The organism is Parabacteroides sp. PF5-9 (genome assembly GCF_029893105.1).
GTDB lineage: Bacteria > Bacteroidota > Bacteroidia > Bacteroidales > Tannerellaceae > JARXWG01.
In genome coordinates this window covers 15,449-39,823 of sequence record NZ_JARXWG010000014.1, presented here as the reverse complement: position 1 = coordinate 39,823, position 24,375 = coordinate 15,449, and the positions used below count along the sequence as shown (strand labels likewise).

Below are 24,375 nucleotides of genomic sequence, written 5' to 3'. Positions count from 1 at the left end.
CAGATGACTTTATTAGTAACCATTATCATTCTCGCCCTTATTTTTGATTATATCAATGGTTTTCATGATGCGGCCAACTCAATTGCAACGATCGTATCCACAAAGGTACTCACGCCTTTCCAGGCGGTTTTATGGGCAGCGTTTTTTAACTTCGTTGCCTTTTTTATTGCAAAATACTTAATCGGAGAATTTGGGATAGCCAATACCGTGTCGAAAACCGTGTATGAAGATTTTATTACTCTTCCGGTGATCTTCGCCGGAATAATTGCTGCAATTATCTGGAACCTGGCCACCTGGTGGTTCGGAATCCCCTCCTCTTCTTCCCATACCTTGATCGGGGGATTTGCAGGAGCGGCGATTATGGCAAGCGGTTTTAAAGCCGTACAAAGTGTTGTGATCCTCAAAATTGCAGCGTTCATCTTCCTGGCTCCTATCATCGGTATGACAATCGCTTTTCTTTTGACCTTGCTCGTATTGAATATCTGTAAAAAAGCCAATCCGCATAAGGCCGAGTCGTGGTTCAAAAAACTACAGTTGGTCTCATCCGCTTTATTCAGTATCGGACATGGTCTGAATGATTCGCAAAAAGTGATGGGTATCATTGCCGCAGCACTTATTGCTGCCCATCCTTTAGGCTTAGGCATGGGGATTGAATCGATAGAAGATTTACCGAACTGGGTGGCATTTGCCTGTTTTACCATGATCTCACTGGGAACGATGTCGGGCGGATGGAAAATTGTCAAGACAATGGGATCAAGAATTACGAAAGTTACCCCTTTGGAAGGTATGGTCGCCGAAACTGCCGGAGCATTGACACTCTATCTGACTGAGTATTTGAAAATCCCTGTCAGTACGACACATACGATCACCGGAGCCATTATTGGTGTCGGGGCAACCAAACGTCTATCTGCTGTGCGCTGGGGAGTAACACAAAATTTACTCGTCGCCTGGATTCTTACAATACCCGTCAGCGGATTATTAGCGGCAGGAGTTTATCTCTTCGTCTCTCTTTTCATATAAAATACATAAGGATAATCCGATAAAGTTTTATCTTTGTGTGTATATGAAAAAACAATACGATTATTTAATTGTAGGTTCCGGTTTATTCGGTGCTGTTTTTGCCCAACAAGCACATGCGGCCGGTAAACGTTGCCTGGTGATCGATAAACGTCCGCATACCGGTGGTAATATTTACTGTCAATCAATCGATCAGATCAATGTGCATATATATGGTGCACACATATTCCATACCGATAATAAAAAAATATGGGATTATGTGAACTCGTTTGTCGAGTTTAACAGATATACGAACTCACCTGTTGCCTATTATAAAGGGAAGTTATATAACCTGCCTTTCAATATGAATACGTTCAACAAGTTGTGGGGCGTAATCACTCCGGCCGAAGCACTGAAAGAAATAGAATCACAACGGGGGAAATATGCCGATATCGAAGAACCGGCCAATCTTGAAGAACAGGCACTGAAATTGTGTGGTGAAGATATCTACCAATCCCTCATTAAAGGATATACAGAAAAACAGTGGGGACGTGATGCCAAAGAACTACCACCGTTTATCATCAAACGTATTCCCTTCAGGTTTACTTACGACAATAATTACTTCAATGACAGGTATCAAGGGATACCTATTGGAGGATATAACCCGTTAATTGACGCCCTGCTAAAAGGAAGCGAAGTGAGACTGAATACAAATTATTTCGAAGACCGGCAAATATTCGATAATCTGGCCGATACTATTTTATATACCGGCTGTATTGATGCCTTTTTTGATTACAGTCTGGGACATCTGGAATATAGAAGCCTTCATTTTGAACATGAAAAACCAGACACGGATAATTATCAGGGAAATGCTGTTGTCAATTATACGGAACGGGATATTCCCTATACGCGCATAATCGAACATAAACATTTCGAATTCGGGCAACAGCCAACCACTATTATCACGAAAGAATATCCAGCTTCATTCACAACAGGAAAGGAACCTTATTATCCGATTAATGACGAACAGAACAGTCGCCTCTATCAACAATACAAAACACTTGCCGCACAACAACCAAATGTCTTCTTCGGAGGAAGACTGGCTCAATATGCTTATTTCGATATGGACGATACAATAGAAGCAGCTTTGCAGCTTGCAGAACAATTAATCAAAAACTAACCTGTTATGAACCTGTACCTGTTAAAAAAAACACCAAGTAAAGCAAGAAGAGACATTGATCATATAATGGTCAATATGGGATTCCGGAATATCGGCTTCCCTTTGCCCGGTTATAATAATAAATTTATCGATTTTTTTGTTACACTGGCCGGTATGATGAAAGCCCCTTTCGTTATTAAGAAAGGGGATGTATTGGTTTTACCTTATAATCTGAGAAAATATTATATTTATTTATGTCGATTGACTCATTTACGCGGAGGGAAAGTGGTTACTATCATTCATGACCTAAGCAGTTTCTATCGCAAAAGAATTACTCCTCAACAGGAAATAAAACGATTGAATCATTCCGATTATCTTATTGCCCATAATCCGGTTATGAAAAAATGGTTGGAAACAAACGGCTGTCAGGTCCCAGTCGGCATATTAAACATTTTCGATTACCTATCCAATAAAGAACCGCAAGAACACAAAACAGCGACAAAACCATATAAAGTACTTTATGCCGGAACATTAAGTCCAAAGAAAAACAAATTTCTGTACGATTTATCGGCTCATATCACAAACTATCAGCTGAATGTCTATGGGAAAGGGCTGGATGAAACGTTGATACACCACAAAGACCACTTCTCTTACAAAGGATTTATGTCGTCTGATGACTTGGTAGCCTCTGCCGATGGAGATTTCGGATTGGTATGGGATGGAAATTCCATACTTTTTTGTGACGGCCCCAGAGGACAATATATGAAATACAACAACCCACATAAATTCTCCTTATATATGCGTTGCGGATTGCCGGTTATTATCTGGAAAGAGGCAGCCATGGCTCATTTTGTCAACGAAAACAAAGTCGGTATATGTATCTCCTCCCTTACCGATTTAGATGAGTTATTAGCCGGTATCACTACGGAAGAATATCAAGAAATGAAAAAAAATGCCGCCACTATCGGCAAACAACTATCCGAAGGATACTATTTCAAAAAGGCATTCAAAGAGGCTTTATCGCAGATTGGGTACCCGATTGTCTGAGAGCCGGTAAATTACCCCTGAAGATAAATAGCTAGAATCGATAGGATCTTACTCTCAGAAAGAGTGAATCGTAAAATCTTCGATTCCAAATAACAACTACATTAATATGAAAAAAGTCGTGATCGCATCCGATTCCTTTAAAGGTTCTCTCTCTTCGATAGAAGTTGCCGAATATGCCGGATATGGTGTACATAAAGTCTTTCCCGACTGCGAAGTCATTAAAATACCGGTAGCCGACGGAGGTGAAGGAACCATTCAGACACTCGTTGAAGCGATGAATGGCAAGATCATTCAATGTCGTGTTCATGATCCGCTGATGCAACCAATTACAGCCGAATACGGCATACTTGGTGATCGACAGACGGCCGTTATAGAGATGGCTACTGCCAGCGGACTACCTTTAGTTCCGATTGAAAAACGGAATCCGATGCAAACAACGACCTATGGCACCGGTGAACTGATCAAAGATGCACTGTTTCGCGGATGCCGTAAATTTCTGATCGGAATCGGCGGGAGCGCGACCAACGACGGTGGAACCGGTATGCTTCAGGCGCTTGGCTTCCGTTTTCTGGATAAAGAGAAGAAAGAGTTGGGTAAAGGTGGACAGCAATTAATACACATTCACTCCATCGACCATTCACACAAACTTTCTGAACTGAACGATGCTGTTTTCACCATCGCTTGTGATGTCAACAACCCATTTTCCGGAACAAATGGTGCTGCTTTGGTCTATGCGCGCCAGAAAGGAGCAGATGAACAGATGATTTTTGAACTGGATAAAGGATTAAAACATTTTGCACAGGTGATTCACGAGAAAGAGCAAAAAAATATCGATCCGATTCCAGGTGCCGGTGCTGCCGGAGGATTGGGAGGAGGTTTTCTGGCTTTTCTAAACGCTACATTAAAACCGGGTATAGAGATGGTTCTGGAACATCTCCATTTTGAGGAACTCATCCAAGGGGCAGATCTGATTATTACCGGTGAAGGAAAACTGGATCACCAAACAGCGATGGGAAAAGCACCTGCAGGAGTGTTAAAGGCAGCCCAAAAACAACAAATCCCTGTTATTGCAATCGGAGGAAGTATAGAAGCCACCGATATACTGAATAAACTCGGTTTTCTGGCTGTATTCTCAATACAGTCAGGGCCGGTAACTTCCGAATTAGCTATGAATAAACTGTTTGCTTGTCAAAATATCACAAGAACAGTTGAACAAATTTTACGTGTGATGAGATGACGGAAAAAGTTTAATACCACTAATAAATTCTCATTCTATATTGTTTTGAGGAGTAAAGGCTATTAGTTCAAAATTGTCAAAGCCATCCATTTCCAAATGCATTCTCATAGAATTCATAATCTTAGTTTGATACTTCGTATGAGATTCTCTTGATAGACTTTTTTTATTATTATTTTGATTTATAAGTGTTTGAAAATACTCTTGAACTATTTTTGATGTGCTATTATCCGCATATAGAGCCAACCTTGTGACATTTATTTGAAATGCTTCAAAAGCTTCTCTGTCTGTATTATGATTCATGAATACTTGCATAGAATACCAAAAATCCCAGTATATTTCTTTTTGCTTATTGTCAAGTTCTCTTAATCTATCATATTTATTCTTCTGCTTATTAAGTAAATAAGAAAAATACCCTTGAATGGCTCCACCTGCAATAGCAGATAGAGCAGCAATTACTGCTATCATTATACTACCTTCCATAGTAAGTAATTATTAGTGTATTAAAATTGGAACAAATATAATATTTTTTCTATTTTATTATCGAAAGAACGAAATGGGGGAAAATCATACTTCACAGAAAACGCACGACGCACAAAAGAAAATAATCTATTAATCAATCAATTAATATTCATTTCTAACAATATAAACTGGGGCGCAAATAGCGATAAAAGATCAAACCGATCAAACAAAGATTCAACACCGCTGCAACCACCAGAAAAATAATCACATCAGGCATCATCCAAAACAGTCGCACCCAATGAAACACTCGCCCCGAAAGGAAAGTGACTGTCGAAGGTAGGAGAATAAGAAGAAATAGCGGAAAAATCAGAACGATGAGTTCAAACACCATACTTATTTTATTGTTCCATATTTTCCCCCGGTTTTTTACCTTTATGATATATCTGAGGATAAAAAGAATATAACAGACCAATAAAACAGCAATACCCACCCCCATATAAAACAGCAAAGCACTCGATTTTGCAGGTGTTTTACCCTTTATAATATCAACTATACCAGTCATATAGGAGTTATAACTGACCAACATATTCAGACCGCTATGAAACAAAATAACAATTCCATACCCTTCCTCATGCAGTATTATCTGCTCTGATTGAGCCGTCCACAAAATACCATTATGACTCCAATTCTTATTGTCCCAAACACTCCAGCCCATGCCATAAGAACTGTTTATTCCTTCCGGAGGTGTTCCCATCAAACGGATGTTTTCACTGCTCAACAACCGGTGTGTATCATAGACCCCTCCGTTCATAAACATCATCAACCAACGCGCCATATCATTCGCTGTCGATAACATACCTGCCGACCCCTGAACAAACCAGTCCGGTTCCTTTATCTGGATCGAACGACCAAACAGAAAATTATATCCATTTTGAAATTCAAGATTCTCAACAGTATAAAAATCTTTTGTTGCAGCCATATTATAAGTATGATCCATTTGTAATGGTTCGAATATATATTTCTCCAAGTAGTCCGAAAATGCTTCGCCGCTGACAATTTCGACCAACCGGGCTAAAACAGAGTAATTCGGATTATGGTAATTAAACCGCTCACCCGGCTGAGTGATTAATTCTATATTTTTCATTCGATCGATAAGTTCATCCAAATTATCGGGTTGCTCATAAAAACGCATTTCCGGAAAAGTTCTATCGGAAAAGCCACTCGTCTGATTCAATAAATGCCTGACAGTGATCCCTTTTTGTTCAAATGCAGGAATAAACAATCCGATATCATCATCCAGACGTATCTGCTCTGCCTCTACCAATTGCATGATCGACAAGGCTGTAAAGGCTTTACTCAGTGAAGCAATCGCAAAAGGAGTATCTGCTGTTATTGGACGATGACCGGATCGGCCATACCCCTTTGCGAATAACACCTCATCTTTATCCACGATGGCCACCGAAAAACCAGGTAAACCTTCTTTTTCCGATCTCATTTGAAGGTATGCATCAATGGCGTCCAAATCAATACCCCTTGCAGTTGAAACCTGAATAGAAAAAAACATCGAGAACCAGACAAAAACGATTGCAGAAAAATAACGATAGTTCATAAAATATATAGTTGAAATATGTGTTACCCTTTTGACGTTATATCGATCATCCGGTTACAACCATTTCGCCCGCATTTTGCATAAAAAATAAAAACGATCCATTGGTCTATTTACATCTCTTATAATACTTTTTTGTTAGAGGTACCTCTAAATTGTTTTACACCTACCTCTAAACGGATTTAGAGGTACCTCTAAATTATTTTAGACGTACCTCTAACAGAAAACAGAGGTAGGTGTAATAAAAAAGAGGACAGCATACAACAAAAAAACAGTTCACATACTATTAGTATCTCTATTGGATAAGGCAGAAAGAATGAACGCACATTTAGATACAACTTTTCCTGAGAGTTCTTTGTTCTTTGAATAAATATGAATTAAGCCGGGCTAAATAAAATGAACGGATGATTAAAATTTAGATAATGATAGACGAATTGACCAAAAATGGGAGATTAAAGGCTTCATTTGGACCACTTATTATTCTTTTTTCATGCCCATATTTGGATCGTCAAACTTTAACTGAATAAGGTATGGTTAATGAAAAGGTAAAAACAGGCAAAAAGGGATTTGTCACACAAGTTATCGGTCCCGTTGTAGATATTCGTTTTGAAGCAGATGATGAAGGCAGAATAGATCTGCCACATATCCATGATGCCATTGAAATCAATGGCCTGGATGGTCAGGTTCTTGTCTTGGAAGTGCAACAGCATATCGGTGAGAACACGGTTCGTACCATCGCTATGGATACGACCGATGGTTTGAGACGAGGTATGGAAGCATTCCCTACCTATTCGGCCATTAGGGTTCCAGCCGGCAATCAAGTCAAAGGACGCCTGATCAATGTCGTGGGCGACCCGATTGACGGTATGCGCCCATTAGATAAAAAAGATAGTGTTCCTATTCATCGCGAACCGCCCAAATTTGAGGATCTGAATACCACGCAGGAGGTTCTGTTTACTGGTATAAAAGTGATCGATCTATTGGAACCCTATTCCAAAGGAGGGAAAATCGGTCTATTTGGTGGTGCCGGAGTAGGAAAAACCATACTCATCATGGAACTGATCAACAATATCGCTAAAAAGCATAACGGATTTTCAGTGTTTGCCGGAGTGGGCGAACGCACACGTGAAGGGAATGATCTTCTGAGGGAAATGATTGAAAGCGGAGTCATCCGTTATGGTGATGCGTTTAAGAAAAGCATGGAAGAAGGACATTGGGACCTGACAAAGATCGACTATGACGAAGTCGGTAAATCCCAAGCAACACTCGTCTTCGGGCAGATGAACGAACCCCCGGGAGCTCGTTCATCCGTAGCTTTATCAGGTTTATCCATTGCAGAATCGTTTCGCGACAACTCCGAAGATGGAAGTCCGAAAGACATTCTTTTCTTTATTGATAATATCTTCCGTTTTACACAGGCCGGTTCCGAAGTTTCAGCTTTATTGGGGCGTATGCCTTCAGCGGTGGGGTATCAACCGACACTGGCGTCGGAAATGGGGGCGATGCAAGAACGGATCACATCGACCAAACACGGTTCGATTACTTCCGTGCAAGCCGTATATGTTCCGGCTGATGACCTGACAGACCCTGCTCCGGCAACAACTTTTACCCATCTTGATGCAACAACAGTATTAAGTCGTAAAATTACCGAATTAGGGATTTATCCCGCTGTAGATCCACTGGAATCGACATCCCGCATACTCGATCCGCTTATTATTGGCGAAGAGCATTATAATACGGCTCAACGGGTCAAACAGATTTTACAACGTAACAAAGAACTGCAAGATATCATCTCCATATTAGGTATGGAAGAGTTATCGGACGAAGATAAAACAGTTGTCAACCGTGCACGTCGTGTACAACGTTTCCTCTCACAGCCATTTAAAGTGGCCGAACAATTCTCTGGTGTCAAAGGGGTAACCGTCGACATTGAAGATACGATAAAAGGGTTTAAAATGATCCTGGATGGCGAAGTGGATCATTTGCCTGAACAAGCTTTTCTGAATGTAGGCACCATTGAAGATGCGATTCGAAAAGGAGAAGAAATGCAAGCGGATATAACAAAATAAAATCAATCTATCGTCATTATGGAATTGACAATCATTACCCCCAAGGGTATTCGTTGCAACCTGCAAGTGGAGAAGGCCTCTTTCCCTGGTATTCAAGGCGCTTTTACGGTTATGCCCCATCATGCCCCCATCATGTCCACATTGAAAAAAGGGACAATCAAGTATCAAGCTAAAGGGCAGAGAGAGGAGTTAGAAATAGATGTTGAAGATGGTATCGTAGAAATAAAAAATAATCAAATCTGGGTTTTTACCGAACAATAACCTCTTCATACAAAAACAGATATGGCACATTTTAGCTTAAAACTTAAACTATTCGTTTTAGTCACCGTAGTCTATGCCGGTGTCGGATCGCTTGGCGGAGTACTTTTGGAATTTATCATCTCGAAAGATTATTTCGGAATATATCCGACGATCAGTATCTTTTACTGGATCATGGGACTTGTTTTAACCTTTGGATTGAATCGCCTCCGGAAAACAAACCCGGATAGATTACTGCATTATTTTATGACAGTTAAGGCGGCCAAATTTGTACTGACCATTTTATTTCTGATGTTATATGTAGCTTATAATCCAGAAGTTAAAATGCAGTTTTCAGTCACGCTAATGTGCAATTACTTTATATATTCTTTTTTAGAGATGTATATCTATTTTTTATATAACAAAAAGATTATTCAAGCTCAGGATAAAGAAAAAAATGAGACTAAATAATAAGTATATAATTAGCCTGGTCTTTCTTTTCTTCTTCTCACTACTTGCTCCGGGAAATCTAACCGCAACAGAAGAGGTGAATGTAAAAGAGATCGTTTTTGAACATTTAGGCGATTCCTATGAATGGCATATTACTCAATGGGGTGAAAAGGAGATTTGCATCCCTTTACCCGTGATCGTAAAAGGAAAGAATAGCGGCTGGCATCTATTTTTATCTTCACATATAAGTCATGGACACGAATATAGAGGATTTCATATTGCCCATGAAGGGAAATATGCAGGTAAAATAGTGGAGACAAACAGCGTCGGAGAGACTGTACGGCCTACGATCGATCTATCAATAACAAAGAATGTACTCGCATTATTTATGAATAGTATAGTCCTATTATGGGTTATTCTACCATTAGCCCGTTGGTATCGCCAGGCCAACCATACGCCTCCGAAAGGATTTAAAGGGGCAGTGGAAATGCTTCTGATAAGTATCCAGGATGATGTTATAAAACCATGTATAGGAGACGAATACAAACGATTTGTACCCTATTTACTCACGGTATTCTTCTTTGTGTTTATTAATAATCTGATGGGGCTAGTTCCTTTCTTTCCGGGAGGAGCGAACGTGACTGGAAATATAGCGATCACGCTTGTTCTGGCGGTATGTACGTTTTTGGCCGTGAACCTGACGGGAACAAAAGCGTACTGGAAAGAAATATTCTGGCCCGATGTTCCTTTATGGTTAAAAATACCGGCTCCTATCATGCCGGTAATCGAAATATTCGGGGTATTAACTAAACCCTTCGCCTTGATGATTCGTCTGTTTGCCAATATCATGGCGGGACACTCAGTCATATTAGGATTAGTTTGTTTGATTTTCATTACCGTATCTATGGGGACAGCCATAAATACCGGAATGTCGATATTAGCTGTGTTTTTCAGTGTATTCATGAATTTTGTGGAAATACTGGTCGCTTATATCCAGGCGTATGTGTTTACACTCCTTTCTGCCGTATTTATCGGATTGTCGAAAGTCAAACATGAGACACATTAAACGAATTTCAATTCACAAATGTATAATTATTAAACTTTAAAGTTATGTTACTAGCAGTATTATTACAAGCTACAGCCGGAATGCAATTAGGCACTTTAGGAGCAGCAATCGGAGCAGGTTTGGCAGCCATCGGAGCAGGTTTGGGTATTGGTAAAATCGGAGCTTCTGCGATGGAGGCTATCGCCCGGCAACCGGAGGTGTCTAACAATATTCGTATGAATATGATTATTGCAGCGGCGTTGGTAGAAGGTGTCGCTCTCTTTGCGGTAGTTGTCTGTTTTCTTGCCATTTAAAAAAAGAATAATATGTCATTACTCGTTCCGGATACAGGACTTCTATTCTGGATGACGCTTTCATTCGGAATAGTCTTTTTCATTTTGGCGAAATATGCTTTTCCTATCATTACACAAAGCGTGGAAAAGAGAAACAGTTACATCAACGAATCTCTTGAAGCCGCCCGTAAAGCAGAAGAGCAGCTAGCTACACTGAGTCAGCAAGCCGAAGCCATGATGGAAAAGGCACGTTATGAACAGAAAAAGCTTATAGAAGAAGCTATGGAAACAAAAAAACGGATCGAGGCAGAAGCCAGAGAAACGGCAGAAGCTGAAACCCGTATTCTGATGAAAAAAGCGACCGAAGAAATTGAAATCGCTAAAAAAAGAGCACTCGGAGAGATTAAAGATCAACTTGTTGATCTCTCTGTAAAAATTGCAGAGAAGGTGGTCAATGAAGAGTTGAGTAACGACAAAAAACAAAAAGCGTTAATCGAACGTCTACTCCAAGAAGAAATGATTTATAAATCATAAAGTGATGGATACAGGTACAATTTCTCGAAGGTATGCTGTTGCGCTCTACAAATATGCGCATATGCACGGAAAAGAGAAACAGATTTACGATGAGACTCTTCGATTGAGTAAAAGTTATACGCAATTCGAAGCGTTACGACGAACGGTTGCCAACCCAGTGCTTTCGAAAGCGAAAAAAGAGGAAGTGCTTTGTCTGGCTGCCGGAGGAGAGACAAGCGATGAGTTTCTGAATTTCCTACGGTTGATTATCCGGCAAAAAAGAGAGTTTTTTCTGGAAATAATCTGTTTGGATTATCAGGCAATTTACCGGAATGAACACAAATTATTGCATATGCAGATTGTTACAGCAGTACCTATCGACTCAGCAACAAAAGAACAGTTGGTCAAAAAATTAGAGCAGCTAACAAATGAAACGGTGGATATTGATGAAACGGTAGATCCCAGTATTATAGGCGGCTACGTCATTAAATGGGATACTTATCGTTGGGATGCCAGTACGGCAACCCGCTTGAGACAGATAAAAAAAGAGTTAACAGAGCGTGTAAAAATGGATTGAGTTATGACAGATCATATTAGAGTAAGTGAAGTTTCGGATATCCTTTATAAAATGCTGGATGAAATTGATCCGGATAAACAGTTGGAAGAGATAGGCACAGTCATTCAGGTCAGCGACGGTGTTGCCCGTATATACGGATTAACGAATGCCGAATCAAATGAATTACTGGAGTTCGACAACGGCGTAAAAGCAATTGTCATGAATCTGGAAGAAGATAATGTAGGTGCTGTATTACTTGGATCGACGGAACTGGTGAAAGAAGGAGATCATGTCAAACGTACCGGACAGATCGCTTCTATTGCGGTTGGTGATTGTATGATCGGCCGCGTGATGAATCCACTGGGTGAACCGATTGACGGAAGAGGATCGCTTACCGGTGAACGGATCTCTTTACCCTTAGAAAGAAAAGCGCCAGGAGTGATTTTCAGACAACCGGTAAATGAACCTTTACAAACAGGGTTAAAAGCAATTGATGCGATGATTCCGATCGGCCGTGGACAACGTGAATTGATTATCGGCGACCGTCAAACAGGCAAAACAGCGATTGCCATTGATACCATCATTAACCAACGGAAGAATTACGAAGAAGGAAATCCGGTCTATTGCATCTATGTGGCTATCGGACAGAAAGCGTCGACGGTAGCATCACTGGTTAACACACTCAAGGAAAAAGGAGCGATGGATTATACCATCGTTATCAACTCCACCTCATCCGACCCGGCAGCGATGCAGTATTTTGCACCGTTTGCTGGTGCTGCTATCGGAGAATATTTCCGCGACACAGGGCGTCATGCATTGGTCGTCTACGATGATTTATCCAAACAAGCGGTAGCCTATCGTGAAGTATCACTTATCCTGCGTCGCCCTTCCGGTCGTGAAGCGTATCCGGGAGATATCTTTTATCTGCATTCACGGTTATTGGAGCGTGCTGCTAAAATCATCAATCAGGATGAAATTGCTGCGACAATGAATGACCTTCCTGATAGTCTGAAAGGGCGTGTCAAAGGTGGCGGTTCATTAACGGCTTTGCCTATTATCGAGACACAGGCCGGAGACGTATCAGCCTACATTCCGACCAATGTAATCTCTATTACCGACGGACAGATATTCCTTGATACAGACCTGTTTAATCAGGGGAACCGTCCGGCAATTAATATCGGGATATCTGTTTCTCGCGTAGGAGGAAATGCGCAAGTCAAATCGATGAAAAAGGTTGCCGGAACATTAAAGATAGATCAGGCACAATATCGGGAACTGGAAGCCTTTACCCGGTTTGGCGGAGATATGGATGCAGTAACCGAACAGGTCATCGATAAAGGGAGGAAAAACACACAGTTGTTGATACAACCTCAATACCAACCGATGAGTACCGGAGAGCAGATCGCGATACTTTATTGTGGAACACATGGTTTGTTGAAAGAAATTCCTTTAGGAAAAGTCAATGATTTTGAAAAAAATTTTCTTAAACAATTGGAATTGCAACATAAAGAACAAGTACTCGATTCGTTGGAAAAAGGGATTATCACTCCTGAAATAGAAGTTATTTTAAAAGAAATAGCCGCAACTATCAGTAAAGAATTTAAAGCATAAAAGTATGGCTTCGCTGAAAGAAGTAAAAAACCGGATCAGTTCCGTCGGTAATACAAAAAAAATAACCCAAGCCAGGCAAATGGTTGCTTCAGCACAGTTGCATCAGGCACAAGGTTTACTGGAAAATACGTCCATCTATAAAGAGTCTATGGACAGACTAATCTCCAGCCTATTAGATCATGAGGAGATCGAATCTCCTTATACTCAAAAACAGGAGACTGGCCCTGTGGCTATTGTGATCTTCTCTTCCAATTCAGGGATGTGCGGATCATTCAATGTCAATATGACCAAAGTATTGCATAATATCCGTGCCTATTACCCGGAAGATCCGCTTTTGTTTTTCCCCATTGGTAAAAAAATACGGGAATCGGTAGAAAAAGAGGGATTCGACATCGGGTTTGAATCGGGAGAAGAGGCGGATCATCTGGCGGGGAAAACGACCTATCAAGCAGCAGCAGAAATGGTCACTCACCTTATGGAACTTTACCGTTCAAAAAAGGTCAAACAGGTCGAACTGATCTATTACCATTTTAAAAACATGGCCATACAAGAGATCAAGGAGATGACTCTATTGCCTTTTTCGATGTCAAAAGGTTTTTCCAACACCCCATCCAATGAGAAAGCTGATTTTATTATGGAACCGTCGAAGCAGCAACTATTAGAAGAGTTGATACCGATGGTCATTAAATCGAACTTCTATTATGTACTGATGCAAAATCAAACCTCTGAACATGCAGCCCGTACAATGGCTATGCAAATGGCGACAGAAAATGCGGATCAAATCCTTGGTGAGTTACAATTAGCATACAACAAACTACGGCAACAAAACATCACATCAGAGTTGTTGGATATTATCGGAAGTTCGTTTGCCTAACTTAGAATCTTATTCTTTTTCAGAGATTTGGAAGATCGTACAACATATCCTCTTCTTTCAATAATCCGAGAAATCGATAGGCTAAAGGATCTCGCTGTTTCAAATAACTATCATAGGCATTTAAGGTATACAATGATTCGGAAATATAATCGCTATAAACCTCTTCCTTGATCAGATCTTCGGCATATTTTTTTCTCAGAAACTCACTCCGGTCTTTGTACTTATAATAGTTCTCTACCGATTCGGGCATCTGCAAATTATTCACACTCATTGTCTGACCATCTATTTTAATCTCCTCTACATTAACATAGAGCGTATAGTCGCTCAACAATGCTTCTACCGATTTATCGGATAATATTTCCAGATCAGCTCTACTGGCCTCCCAATACCTTAGTACCGGTGCAGAAAAAGAAGTTGAAGACTGGCATCTGGTGTAATCGGATAAAGAAGAAGCCTCCTCATTGCCTTTCTCAACGATCTTATAACCAAAGACAATCCGCTCTACCTTACCACTTATCGGAGTAATCCGAAACCCTAAATTCGTTTTTCTAACCTCTCTGCTATATGGATAATAATCCCTATTGATGCGTTCCAATTCGATCTCTACATATTTATTCAAAGAATGGCTTCTTTTATAACCCTCCCAATAATTAATGACCGAATCCAATTTGGCTAAATAGAATCCGTAATCATACTCCCAATCTATTAGAATAGAATCTTGCACTTGCGCCATTTTTAGCGTATCGGAAGTCAATTTCAGATAATCAATCAACCGTTTATAAGTCAAATCGGCAAATATAGCCTGCTCCAACTCCGAGGTCAGATAAGTATCCCTGATCAGTTTTATAGTTCGGTAAGTTTCTTCAAACGATGGATCTTCAGCCAATACCGACTGGATCTCCTCTACAGTCAAAGGCTCTATAACAGAGCGACTAAGATGCGTTTCACAACTGACCAACAACATCAATATGAGAATAGATAAAAGAGATAACTTATTCATAATGGTACTTTTTTATTGTCTTACTATAAAAATAAGTCTATGCTATAGCCTAATTAAAGTGTCCAGGTACAATAGAGACTGTATGAAATTTCCATACAAAAATGGTCAAAACTAATTAAATAAACAAAAATAGCCTGTAATTATTTCATTACAAGCTATTTTTTGTCGGGGTACCAGGATTCGAACCTGGGACCCCCTGCTCCCAAAGCAGGTGCGCTAACCGGACTGCGCTACACCCCGAATATTCAGATGTTCTTTCCGAATGCGGTGCAAAGGTAGGGTTTTATTTGAAAAAGCAAAATTATTTCACTGTTTTTTTCAGATTTTACCGACCATTTTAGAAGGATCGCCTCATTGATCAAACTCTTCCGCACTAAGACAACCCTATTCTACAGCGACTTGTTTTAATGTTTTATACTTTTTCAACCTGTTCAGGCTAATCGTTTTTAAAATTTTCCTTCTCGTCAATAATATATTCCGGACGCGATTTGATTTCATCAAAAAGAGTGCCTATGTATTGCCCCAGTACGCCAATGGTGATAAGCTGCACACCGCCAAAAAAGACAATGATGGTCACAATAGAAGACCAACCCGATTCAGCATTGCTGAAACCATATAATTTCCCTAATGTAATCCATGTAGTCAATAGCAATCCGACCAATACCGCCGTAAATCCCAAACCCATCACAAGCTTCAACGGTTTTTTAGAAAAATAGATCAGTGCTGTAGAAGCAAACCGTAACATTTTCCGTAAAGGATACTTTGTTTCACCAGCTACCCGTGCTTCACGTTCATAATAAAATGGAACCTGCTTAAAACCAATCCAGCTGATCAACCCACGAATATACTTCCCTTTTTCTTTCAGGCTATTAAACTGATCCATCACTTTGCGGTCAATCAAACGAAAATCACCTGTATCTACCGGAAATTGAACTTCGCTCATGGCATTCATAAAGCGATAAAACAGTTTCGCCGAAAGCCGCTTAAACCATCCATCACCCTCACGGGATTTTCGCACACAATAGACCACATTGGCCTCTTTTTCTTCCTGCAATGCCATAATCGCAGGAATCAATTCCGGAGGGTCTTGCATATCGGCATCCAATATCAAAGCCAGATCAGCATCACAATTATTTATGCCGGCGGTTACTGCCGGCTGATGTCCGAAATTACGGGAAAAATGAATCACTTTTACTTCAGGATCAGAGGAGGCGATTTCATTCAACAATACACGCGTATTATCCTTACTTCCATCATTTATATAGATGATTTCCGTAGGATTAGGTATGGCGGACAACACTTTTCTGGTACGCCGGTAAGACTCAGCAATCACCAGTTCTTCGTTGTAGCAAGGCACTATCACCGATAGTTTTTTCATTATATATTTATGGTTTAAACGTATAGAATTTATTCAGTATAAAGTTAATCACCGTATAAAAAGCCATCGCAATAAGCTGATTATAATACGAATCGATCATCAGATGTTTATTCAAATAAATCAATAAACCCAACTGCAACAGATAACAGATCCCAAAAACAATTATAAACCGGATACCACTACGGATCCATCCAGCCGAACTCTGAAAAGTCCACTGCTTATTCCAGATAAAACTATTGACAACCCCTGCCGCATAACCTATGGCATTCGATAAAACATCCGAGCATCCAACAATCCGCATCATTATCCATATAACAATCGCAGTAATAACAGTATTGCTCACCCCCACAATACCATACTTAATCGCCTGCTTGATCGTCTCCATCTTTTTCGATAATTTCCGCTACTTCTTCTTTGGTCAACTCCTTTACATTGGTGATCGTAAAAGCATCTGAAAGGAAATTGCCATACTGATTACATTCATTAATAACATTATCCAGTATGCCTTTGATATCCGCTTTGACAGGGATCAAAAAAAGTAGTTCAACATACTGTTCCATCACATCCAACCGTTCGATCTCACAATCATCTTTCGGCAAGTAGTAAGCAAATTCGCGTTCGATCACCTGGCGCTGGTACTCTTCAAAAGGCTTTTTATCTTTCGACAAGATGAGGATATAAAAACGCAACTTTCCGTCTCTGCCGCCTAAACCGGTTGATATATAGATTTGCTTTTCATCAGATAATTCCGACTCCAAAGAGATACGGGATTCCATTAAGGCCATATACGCCCAGTCTTTGACTTCCGGATCGGGAGATTGCACATACTCCTGCAGTAAGCGATATGCTTTAATCGATTTTGAGATTGCAAGCGTAGTCAACAACTCTTTTTTCTCCGCTTTAGTCGTACTTTCCAGTTGAAGTAAATTAAAAAGAACTTCACTCTCCTCGTCATCCAAAGGGGGTGTCAATGCATTATCCTTACGCATTTGTTCGGAATTCTTAAAATACGCCATCTGTTCTTTTACAGGAATACGTTGTTCCAAAATATGGAAATGACCTTCCATTTTATCAAAAGACTCCCGAAACTGTTTAAACACATCACCCTCTTCTTTCCCCATAAACCTTTTATTTAGAATCTACTTCTTAAAAATAAGATGCAGAACAAAGGTACGGCTTTTTCTTTAATAACGAAAAATCGATCTATAAACCGTTTTTTAACTCGATTAAAGCTGAAGTTACATTTTGACAATTTGAACAAATTGTTATTTTACCCCCTTCAATACTCGTCTATTTGAGCACCAAGACAAACCTGTCCGTAAAAAGCGCAAGGATTTGGGGGTTTATTTACGACTCAAGTATTGATATTCAAGTTGTATCACTCATTTTTCACGATCTGAAAAATGAACTATTCTGGAGAAAAACAACCGCTTTTGAATCTGTTTTTTCAGCTATTTCAGCCCCTCAAAAAAATCATCTAAATGGTTTACTCAAAGTATTTAGATGTTTCTCCAAGACTATCTGCATCTTTTTAAAAATCATTCCGATAAAAAGAACGGATGATGCAGTTCAAAAAATCAAATACAACCTATCTTTTGCCTAAAACACTCAAAAAAGGCTCCTGGTTGATCAAAAACAACAAAAGAATGAGTTAGCAAAAAATGCATTTCGTTTTATTTTTATCACATTTTTCTTGTTTTTAACTATAAAACGACACAGTCACCCCAACTAAATCTACACCAACAAAACAGTCATCAAAAAGAGATGACCAATCGCTCCTTTATCCGAAATTGTGCGGATAACTCATTGAAAAAACAGATTGAATAGAAAGAATTTGCTAACTTTGTCCGTCTTTTTAAGCGATAGAATACTAAGAAGCATTAAATATAAGCGAATTATGGCAAAAATAAGAGGAACTGTTGTTGTTAACACCGAACGATGCAAAGGGTGCAACCTCTGTGTCGTGGCTTGCCCTACGGATGTATTGGAATTGCATCCGCGTGAGGTTAACAACAAAGGATACCATTATGTGTATATGAAAAAGCCGGACGAATGTATCGGTTGTGCAAGTTGTGGATTGGTATGTCCCGACGGTTGTCTGACAATTTATAAAGTAAAAATTTAAGCGATGGCAGAAGAGATAAAACTATTAAAAGGTAACGAGGCGATTGCATACGCAGCCATACGATATGGAGCCGACGGGTATTTTGGTTATCCGATCACTCCGCAATCGGAGATCCTTGAAACGTTAATGGCCGAAATGCCTTGGAAGACAACCGGCATGGTGGTTTTACAGGCAGAAAGTGAAGTGGCCGCTATTAACATGGTTTATGGAGGTGCTGCGACCGGCAAACGGGTATTGACTTCATCCTCCAGTCCGGGTATCAGCCTGAAATTAGAAGGGATATCCTACATTGCAGGTGCAGAATTGCCTTGCCTGATTGTAAATATTATGCGTGGTGGACCTGGATTAGGAACCATACAACCCAGCCAGGCCGATTATTTCCAGACAGTAAAAGGAGGAGGACATGGCGATTACCGCCTCATCACATTAGCTCCGTCTTCAGTACAGGAAATGGCCGACTTTGTCGGATTAGGTTTTGACTTGGCCTTTAAATATTCAAACCCTTCTATGATCCTTGCCGATGGTATTATCGGACAAATGATGGAAAAAGTAACGCTTCCTCCACTACGTCCGCGTAAAACAGAAAGTGAGATCTATGAAGAATCGCCATGGGCCGCTCGTGGAAAGAAAAACAACCGCGATCGCAATGTGGTGACATCGTTGGAACTGGATCCGGCAGCGATGGAAGAGAACAACCTGCGCTTCCAGGCTAAATACCGTCAGATCGAAGAAAATGAAGTACGCTACGAAGAGTTTCTATGCGAAGATGCCGACTATTTGTTAGTGGCCTTCGGCTCTTCCGCTCGTATTTGCCAAAAAGCGGTAGAAAACGCCCGTGCGGAAGGGATTAAACTGGGATTACTTCGCCCGATCACTTTATGGCCTTTCCCTTCGAATGCCATTGGTGGGTATGCCGACAAAGTGAAAGGGATGTTATCTGTCGAGTTAAATGCCGGTCAGATGGTTGAAGATGTTCGCTTGGCTGTAAACGGAAAAGTAAAAGTGGAACACTTCGGACGTCTGGGCGGAATCGTCTTCACACCGGATGAAATTTTAGTTGCTTTAAAAGATAAAATAATCAATAAATAGAAATCCCATGCAACGAGGAAGCAGATTAGATGAAGTCTTTACACTGATTTTTATGGTACTGGCCATTGCGGCTGTAGTCTGTTATTTTGCAGTTAGTGATCGCACCGTATTTTTGGCTTTAGGTGGATTTGCGGTGGTGCTGCGAATCGTGCAATATGTACTCCGGTATTTCGGATAAGAATGGGATGATCTATTTAACATATAATTTACATTTTAATATATGGAACTCAACGAAATAATTAAACCGGAAAATCTCGTATACGATAAACCCGGATTAATGAATAACAATCCGATGCACTATTGCCCCGGCTGTAGCCACGGGGTGATTCATAAACTCATCGCAGAGGTGATTGCCGATATGGGGCTTGAAGATCAGACAATTGGTGTTTCTCCGGTAGGATGTGCAGTCTTTGCTTACAACTACCTGGACATCGACTGGATCGAAGCGGCTCACGGACGCGCACCGGCTGTAGCTACAGCTGCCAAACGGTTAAATCCGGATAAAATGGTCTTTACCTATCAGGGCGACGGAGACCTTGCTGCAATCGGTACGGCTGAAACGATTCATGCCTCCAACCGGGGAGAAAACATCGTTATCGTCTTTGTCAATAATGCCATTTACGGAATGACAGGCGGACAAATGGCTCCGACCACGTTAGAGGGGATGCCTACATCGACGACCCCTTACGGACGTGATATCGCATTGAATGGTTACCCTTTAAAAATAACCAATCTATTGGCACAACTGGAGGGAACCTGTCTGGTGACCCGTCAGAGTGTTCATACGGCAGCCGCAGTTCGTAAAGCCAAGAAAATGCTTCGCAAAGCATTTGAAAATGCGATGGCCGGAAAAGGAACTTCGATTGTTGAATTTGTCTCAACCTGTTCATCGGGCTGGAAAACCACACCGGAAAAAGCCAATAAATGGATGGAAGAGAATATGTTCCCGTTTTATCCGCTGGGAGACTTAAAAAATAACGACTAATCACATGAAGCAGGAAATAATTATAGCAGGTTTTGGAGGACAAGGGGTATTATCCATGGGGAAAATACTTGCCTACTCCGGATTGATGGAAGGAAAAGAGGTCACCTGGATGCCGTCGTATGGCCCTGAACAACGTGGAGGAACAGCGAATGTCACAGTCATCGTCAGTGACGATCCGATCAGTTCGCCGATTCTCAATGCATACGATATCGCCATTATTCTGAATCAGCCTTCCATGGATAAATTTGAGAGTAAGGTCAAACCCGGAGGCATACTAATCTACGACGGTTATGGCATTCATACACCCGTAAAAAGAACGGATATCAACGTATATCGTGTGGATGCGATGGATGCTGCTACCGAGATGAAAAACGAAAAAGCATTCAATATGCTGATCCTGGGAGGTATGCTGAAGATCGTTCCGATGGTTAAACTCGAAAATGTACTCCTGGGATTAAAGAAATCTTTACCTGAACGCCACCATAAACTCATCCCTATGAATGAAGCGGCGATTAAAAAGGGTATGGAAATCATTCAGAAAGTGTAAACTTGTAAAAAGATGATAAAGAGGGGCGTTTCTTACGGAAGAACGCCCTTTTTATTCTATATTTGCAACCCATGAAGCATTGCTTGAATATATTGCTTTTACTCCTATTGGGTGTTTCTTCTGTTGATGCTCAACAAGGCGGAGATTTGGGCGAACGAAGTGCTTTCTCTCTTCAAGACCTGACTTCTTCCGACACAGAGATTCCAGATAGTCTTCTTTTTGCGGATAGCGCGGCCATACGTACTCAAAACACGATCGCCTATCGCTTAACCCCTTTATTGGGAGAGGCTTATGTGGTACCGATAGATACCGGGATATTCAATTCCAGTAACCGGACATTGGTGGAATCAAACTCAGTGGCTGTCGGCTATTTGGCCAATTTTGGCTCGGGCGCCCAATCCAAAATATTCAACGAACGAAAGGAGGCTCGTGATTTTATGTTTGCCGACCCATTCGATTATTATATCATTGACGACAAAAACGCCTGTTTCTACGATACCAAAGTACCTTATACCAACATCCTCTATACATTTGGAGGCGGAAGCGACGCGAAAGCAGACCATCTGAAAGGGGTTTTAACCTCTAACTTCAGCAAAAAAATAAATGTCGGAGCAGAAATGGATTATATTTTCAGTCGGGGACATTACGCTTCTAACGGAAACAAATTACTTACTTACCGCTTTTTCGGGAGTTATCGATCGGATCGCTACGAGATGAATGCTTTTGTCCGTAACTACCATTTTGCACTCCACGAAAATGGAGGGATAAGAAATATTGGATACATCACCAATCCGGATACCATTGCGGATGATAAATCGCCTACCAGTAAAGGAATCAAAACCCGCCTTTACAATTATATCAACCGGGTGCGTGGTAAACAGTTTTACCTAACTCATCGTTACAACTTAGGATTTCACCGCACAATAGGGGAAACAGTAGATGAAGAGGGGAATCCGATAGATATCAATGTATTTGTACCGGTATCAAGTATCATTCATACCATCAATTACGAAGATAACCGGCGGCGAGCCTATGTCGGATCGGGAGAAAACACACGAAATATTGACTATGAATATCCATATATCTACCGACAAGATACAGCTGCATTGAACGACCGTGCCGAAAGCTGGAAATTATCCAACACATTTGCTTTATCCCTTCGTGAAGGCTTTCAGGACTGGGCCAAATTTGGTTTAACAGCCTTTGTCAATATGGAGAAACGCCAGTTTAAACTACAGCCAATAGGTCCCGAAAATCCGTCCATATTATCGATTGATCCGGAAAATCCAACTGTAAAACCAAGTTATCCGGAAGATTTAACAAATTATGAGGTATTCGAGAAGTTTGATGAATTCTCGACTTACCTCGGAGCAGAATTATCCAAACGAAGAGGAAGTGTATTGACTTACAATGCCAGAGGAGAACTTTGTGTCGTGGGCGACGACATCGGAGAATTCCGTTTGAATGGTGAAATACAGACCAAATTTTCACTTTTCAAAAAAGAAGCCGGCATACGCTTGGATGGCTATATCAACAATTTGACTCCGGCATTCTTTTACCGCCACAACCGTTCGCGCTATTTTCAGTGGGATTACAAATTAAAAAATGAAAAGCGGGTATATGCCGGAGGAACAATCGATCTGGAAAGTTCCAAAACTCAACTATCCGCAGGAGTGACCAGTCTGACCAACTATGTTTATTTCGATCAGACAGGACATCCGAATCAATACGAAAACGATATACAAATCATCACAGCACGACTAAAACAAGATTTTCATTACCGTGCTTTCGGTTGGGAGAACGAAGCGGTTTATCAATATACCAGCAAAAAAGAGATACTCCCCCTTCCGCAAGTAAGCGTATACTCTAATATGTATGTGGTATTTAAGCCTGTGTCGGTTTTAACCGTTCAACTGGGAGCCAACTTATATTATCATACCGATTATTACGCGCCTTATTACGAACCGGCCACCATGCAGTTTCAATTACAACCGGAAAACGGATTTGACTTTCAGGCGCATCCTGGAAGACAAAAGATAGGCAGCTATCCGCTTATTAATGCCTATGCCAATTTACACTTGAAACAGGCTCGTTTTTTTGTGATGGCCTATAATGTCGGATCCAAATTCGTTGATCCCAATTACTTCTCATTGCCAAACTACCCGTTAGATCCGATGGTTATCAAGATCGGTATTTCCGTAAATTTCAATAATTAATCGCATGCGTTTCAAAAAACTTTTTACGGTTTATATCGTATTACTATTTCTTGCCGTAATCAGTATGATAATGCTTTGGTATCTTAAAAACAAAACGATATCACCAAGAGATTATGAGGAAATCCGCCAAGAAGGAGTTCTACGGATGGTCACCGAATATAATCAATCAGGATACTATATTTCTGGAGATACCATCGAAGGTTTTCAATACGAACTGGCACAGGCCATCGCGCAGGTATCAGGATTGGAAGTTCAAATTCAACTGGAAATGAGTCTGACAAAAAGCTTTGATCAATTAACGACACAACAGTGTGATATCATTGCTCAAAATATACCAGTGACGATCGAAAACCGGGAACTTTATCTTTTTACCGATCCTATTGTTCTGAATAAACAGGTACTTGTTCAGCGGACAGCAAAAGCCAATAACAACATCCCTCCTATCCGTAATCAATTAGATCTGGCGGGAAAGACACTCTATATCCCTGAAAACTCTCCGGCCATACTACGTATCCGTAACCTGGAACATGAAATTGGAGATACGATTTATATTGTAGAAGATAAGGTATACTCTTCCGAACAACTCATTATTATGGTGGCCAAAGGAGATATCGACTATGTCGTATGCGATCAGCAAATTGCATTGAAGTCAAAAAAACAGTTCCCTGAAATTGATATTGATACCGATATCAGTTTCACTCAATTACAGTCATGGGCAGTCCGGAAAGATTCGCCTGTCTTACTCGATAGTTTAAACTCCTGGATGCGTCAGATACGCAAAAATGGCGTATACAATAAAATCTATAAACGCTATTATCCATAACCAAAAGACGGTTTCCCGCTCACATTATTGAATTTTATCTATCTTTACCAAAAATTAATC

The 24,375-nt window shown here is 40.6% G+C and carries 26 protein-coding genes and 1 tRNA gene; 20 read left to right on the top strand and 7 right to left on the bottom strand.

The annotated features are described in order from the left end of the window. Positions 1-3 precede the first annotated feature (3 nt). The 4 genes from M2135_RS09240 (at position 4) to M2135_RS09225 (ending at position 4,439) form a co-directional block, all read left to right on the top strand. Positions 4-1,020: an inorganic phosphate transporter gene (locus tag M2135_RS09240; protein ID WP_280748206.1), complete on the top strand. Its 1,017-nt coding sequence runs from the start codon at positions 4-6 to the stop codon at positions 1,018-1,020. 43 nt (positions 1,021-1,063) lie between these two features. Then, a complete protein-coding gene (gene glf, locus M2135_RS09235; RefSeq protein WP_280748205.1) occupies positions 1,064-2,176 on the top strand; it encodes a UDP-galactopyranose mutase in 1,113 nt (370 codons plus the stop codon). 6 nt (positions 2,177-2,182) lie between these two features. Then, on the top strand, positions 2,183-3,202 hold the full coding sequence (locus M2135_RS09230) for a galactofuranosyltransferase (RefSeq protein WP_280748204.1): 1,020 nt from the start codon (positions 2,183-2,185) through the stop codon (positions 3,200-3,202). A gap of 106 nt (positions 3,203-3,308) precedes the next feature. Further along, positions 3,309-4,439: a glycerate kinase gene (locus tag M2135_RS09225; protein WP_280748203.1), complete on the top strand. Its 1,131-nt coding sequence runs from the start codon at positions 3,309-3,311 to the stop codon at positions 4,437-4,439. Between the two features lie 30 nt (positions 4,440-4,469). Here M2135_RS09225 and M2135_RS09220 read toward each other — a convergent pair whose 3' ends face one another. Continuing rightward, a complete protein-coding gene (locus tag M2135_RS09220) occupies positions 4,470-4,919 on the bottom strand; it encodes a hypothetical protein (RefSeq protein WP_280748202.1) in 450 nt (149 codons plus the stop codon). Between the two features lie 154 nt (positions 4,920-5,073). Further along, positions 5,074-6,507 carry a serine hydrolase domain-containing protein gene (locus tag M2135_RS09215; RefSeq protein WP_280748201.1) on the bottom strand — a complete coding sequence of 478 codons (1,434 nt, stop codon included), beginning with the start codon at positions 6,505-6,507 and terminating at the stop codon, positions 5,074-5,076. Between the two features lie 527 nt (positions 6,508-7,034). Between M2135_RS09215 and atpD the strand changes: the two genes are divergently transcribed. From atpD to atpG, 9 genes are read left to right on the top strand one after another with little or no spacing between them, the layout of a single operon-like run. After that, positions 7,035-8,573, top strand: coding sequence for a F0F1 ATP synthase subunit beta (atpD, locus tag M2135_RS09210; RefSeq protein ID WP_280748200.1), 1,539 nt, complete (start codon positions 7,035-7,037; stop codon positions 8,571-8,573). 18 nt (positions 8,574-8,591) lie between these two features. Beyond that, entirely contained in the window at positions 8,592-8,834 is a 243-nt protein-coding gene (locus M2135_RS09205; RefSeq protein ID WP_280748199.1) for a F0F1 ATP synthase subunit epsilon, read from the top strand. Between the two features lie 21 nt (positions 8,835-8,855). Next, a complete protein-coding gene (locus M2135_RS09200) occupies positions 8,856-9,281 on the top strand; it encodes a hypothetical protein (protein WP_280748198.1) in 426 nt (141 codons plus the stop codon). Then, positions 9,268-10,326, top strand: a complete 1,059-nt coding sequence (gene atpB / locus M2135_RS09195; RefSeq protein WP_280748197.1) for a F0F1 ATP synthase subunit A — start codon at positions 9,268-9,270, stop codon at positions 10,324-10,326. Before M2135_RS09200 ends, atpB begins: the two co-directional genes overlap by 14 nt. A 44-nt stretch (positions 10,327-10,370) precedes the next feature. Then, complete coding sequence (atpE, locus tag M2135_RS09190) at positions 10,371-10,619, top strand: ATP synthase F0 subunit C (protein ID WP_280748196.1); 249 nt, start codon at positions 10,371-10,373, stop codon at positions 10,617-10,619. Positions 10,620-10,631: 12 nt separating this feature from the next. Further along, a complete protein-coding gene (gene atpF / locus M2135_RS09185) occupies positions 10,632-11,132 on the top strand; it encodes a F0F1 ATP synthase subunit B (RefSeq protein WP_280748195.1) in 501 nt (166 codons plus the stop codon). 4 nt (positions 11,133-11,136) lie between these two features. Beyond that, a complete protein-coding gene (locus M2135_RS09180) occupies positions 11,137-11,688 on the top strand; it encodes a F0F1 ATP synthase subunit delta (protein WP_280748194.1) in 552 nt (183 codons plus the stop codon). Between the two features lie 3 nt (positions 11,689-11,691). Further along, positions 11,692-13,278: a F0F1 ATP synthase subunit alpha gene (gene atpA, locus M2135_RS09175; protein WP_280748193.1), complete on the top strand. Its 1,587-nt coding sequence runs from the start codon at positions 11,692-11,694 to the stop codon at positions 13,276-13,278. Between the two features lie 4 nt (positions 13,279-13,282). Next, on the top strand, positions 13,283-14,152 hold the full coding sequence (gene atpG / locus M2135_RS09170) for an ATP synthase F1 subunit gamma (RefSeq protein ID WP_280748192.1): 870 nt from the start codon (positions 13,283-13,285) through the stop codon (positions 14,150-14,152). Between the two features lie 19 nt (positions 14,153-14,171). Here atpG and M2135_RS09165 read toward each other — a convergent pair whose 3' ends face one another. The 5 genes from M2135_RS09165 to M2135_RS09145 form a co-directional block, all read right to left on the bottom strand. Then, entirely contained in the window at positions 14,172-15,152 is a 981-nt protein-coding gene (locus M2135_RS09165; protein ID WP_280748191.1) for a hypothetical protein, read from the bottom strand. A gap of 165 nt (positions 15,153-15,317) precedes the next feature. Then, positions 15,318-15,392 (bottom strand) — tRNA-Pro (locus M2135_RS09160). 196 nt (positions 15,393-15,588) lie between these two features. After that, positions 15,589-16,530, bottom strand: a complete 942-nt coding sequence (locus tag M2135_RS09155; RefSeq protein ID WP_280748190.1) for a glycosyltransferase family 2 protein — start codon at positions 16,528-16,530, stop codon at positions 15,589-15,591. Between the two features lie 7 nt (positions 16,531-16,537). After that, entirely contained in the window at positions 16,538-16,915 is a 378-nt protein-coding gene (locus M2135_RS09150) for a GtrA family protein (RefSeq protein ID WP_280748189.1), read from the bottom strand. After that, complete coding sequence (locus M2135_RS09145; protein ID WP_280748188.1) at positions 16,890-17,651, bottom strand: hypothetical protein; 762 nt, start codon at positions 17,649-17,651, stop codon at positions 16,890-16,892. Before M2135_RS09145 ends, M2135_RS09150 begins: the two co-directional genes overlap by 26 nt. 776 nt (positions 17,652-18,427) lie before the next feature. Here M2135_RS09145 and M2135_RS09140 point away from each other — a divergent pair. From M2135_RS09140 to M2135_RS09110, 7 genes are all read left to right on the top strand, one after another. Beyond that, positions 18,428-18,655: a 4Fe-4S binding protein gene (locus M2135_RS09140; protein ID WP_280748187.1), complete on the top strand. Its 228-nt coding sequence runs from the start codon at positions 18,428-18,430 to the stop codon at positions 18,653-18,655. Positions 18,656-18,658: 3 nt separating this feature from the next. Continuing rightward, a complete protein-coding gene (locus tag M2135_RS09135; protein ID WP_280748186.1) occupies positions 18,659-19,744 on the top strand; it encodes a 3-methyl-2-oxobutanoate dehydrogenase subunit VorB in 1,086 nt (361 codons plus the stop codon). 7 nt (positions 19,745-19,751) lie between these two features. Continuing rightward, entirely contained in the window at positions 19,752-19,922 is a 171-nt protein-coding gene (locus tag M2135_RS09130) for a hypothetical protein (RefSeq protein ID WP_280748185.1), read from the top strand. 42 nt (positions 19,923-19,964) lie between these two features. Then, positions 19,965-20,729, top strand: coding sequence for a thiamine pyrophosphate-dependent enzyme (locus M2135_RS09125; RefSeq protein ID WP_280748184.1), 765 nt, complete (start codon positions 19,965-19,967; stop codon positions 20,727-20,729). 4 nt (positions 20,730-20,733) lie between these two features. Beyond that, complete coding sequence (locus tag M2135_RS09120) at positions 20,734-21,276, top strand: 2-oxoacid:acceptor oxidoreductase family protein (protein ID WP_280748183.1); 543 nt, start codon at positions 20,734-20,736, stop codon at positions 21,274-21,276. Between the two features lie 71 nt (positions 21,277-21,347). Further along, positions 21,348-23,492: a putative porin gene (locus M2135_RS09115; RefSeq protein ID WP_280748182.1), complete on the top strand. Its 2,145-nt coding sequence runs from the start codon at positions 21,348-21,350 to the stop codon at positions 23,490-23,492. 4 nt (positions 23,493-23,496) lie between these two features. After that, positions 23,497-24,315, top strand: coding sequence for a transporter substrate-binding domain-containing protein (locus M2135_RS09110; RefSeq protein ID WP_280748181.1), 819 nt, complete (start codon positions 23,497-23,499; stop codon positions 24,313-24,315). The last annotated feature ends 60 nt before the right edge of the window (positions 24,316-24,375 follow it).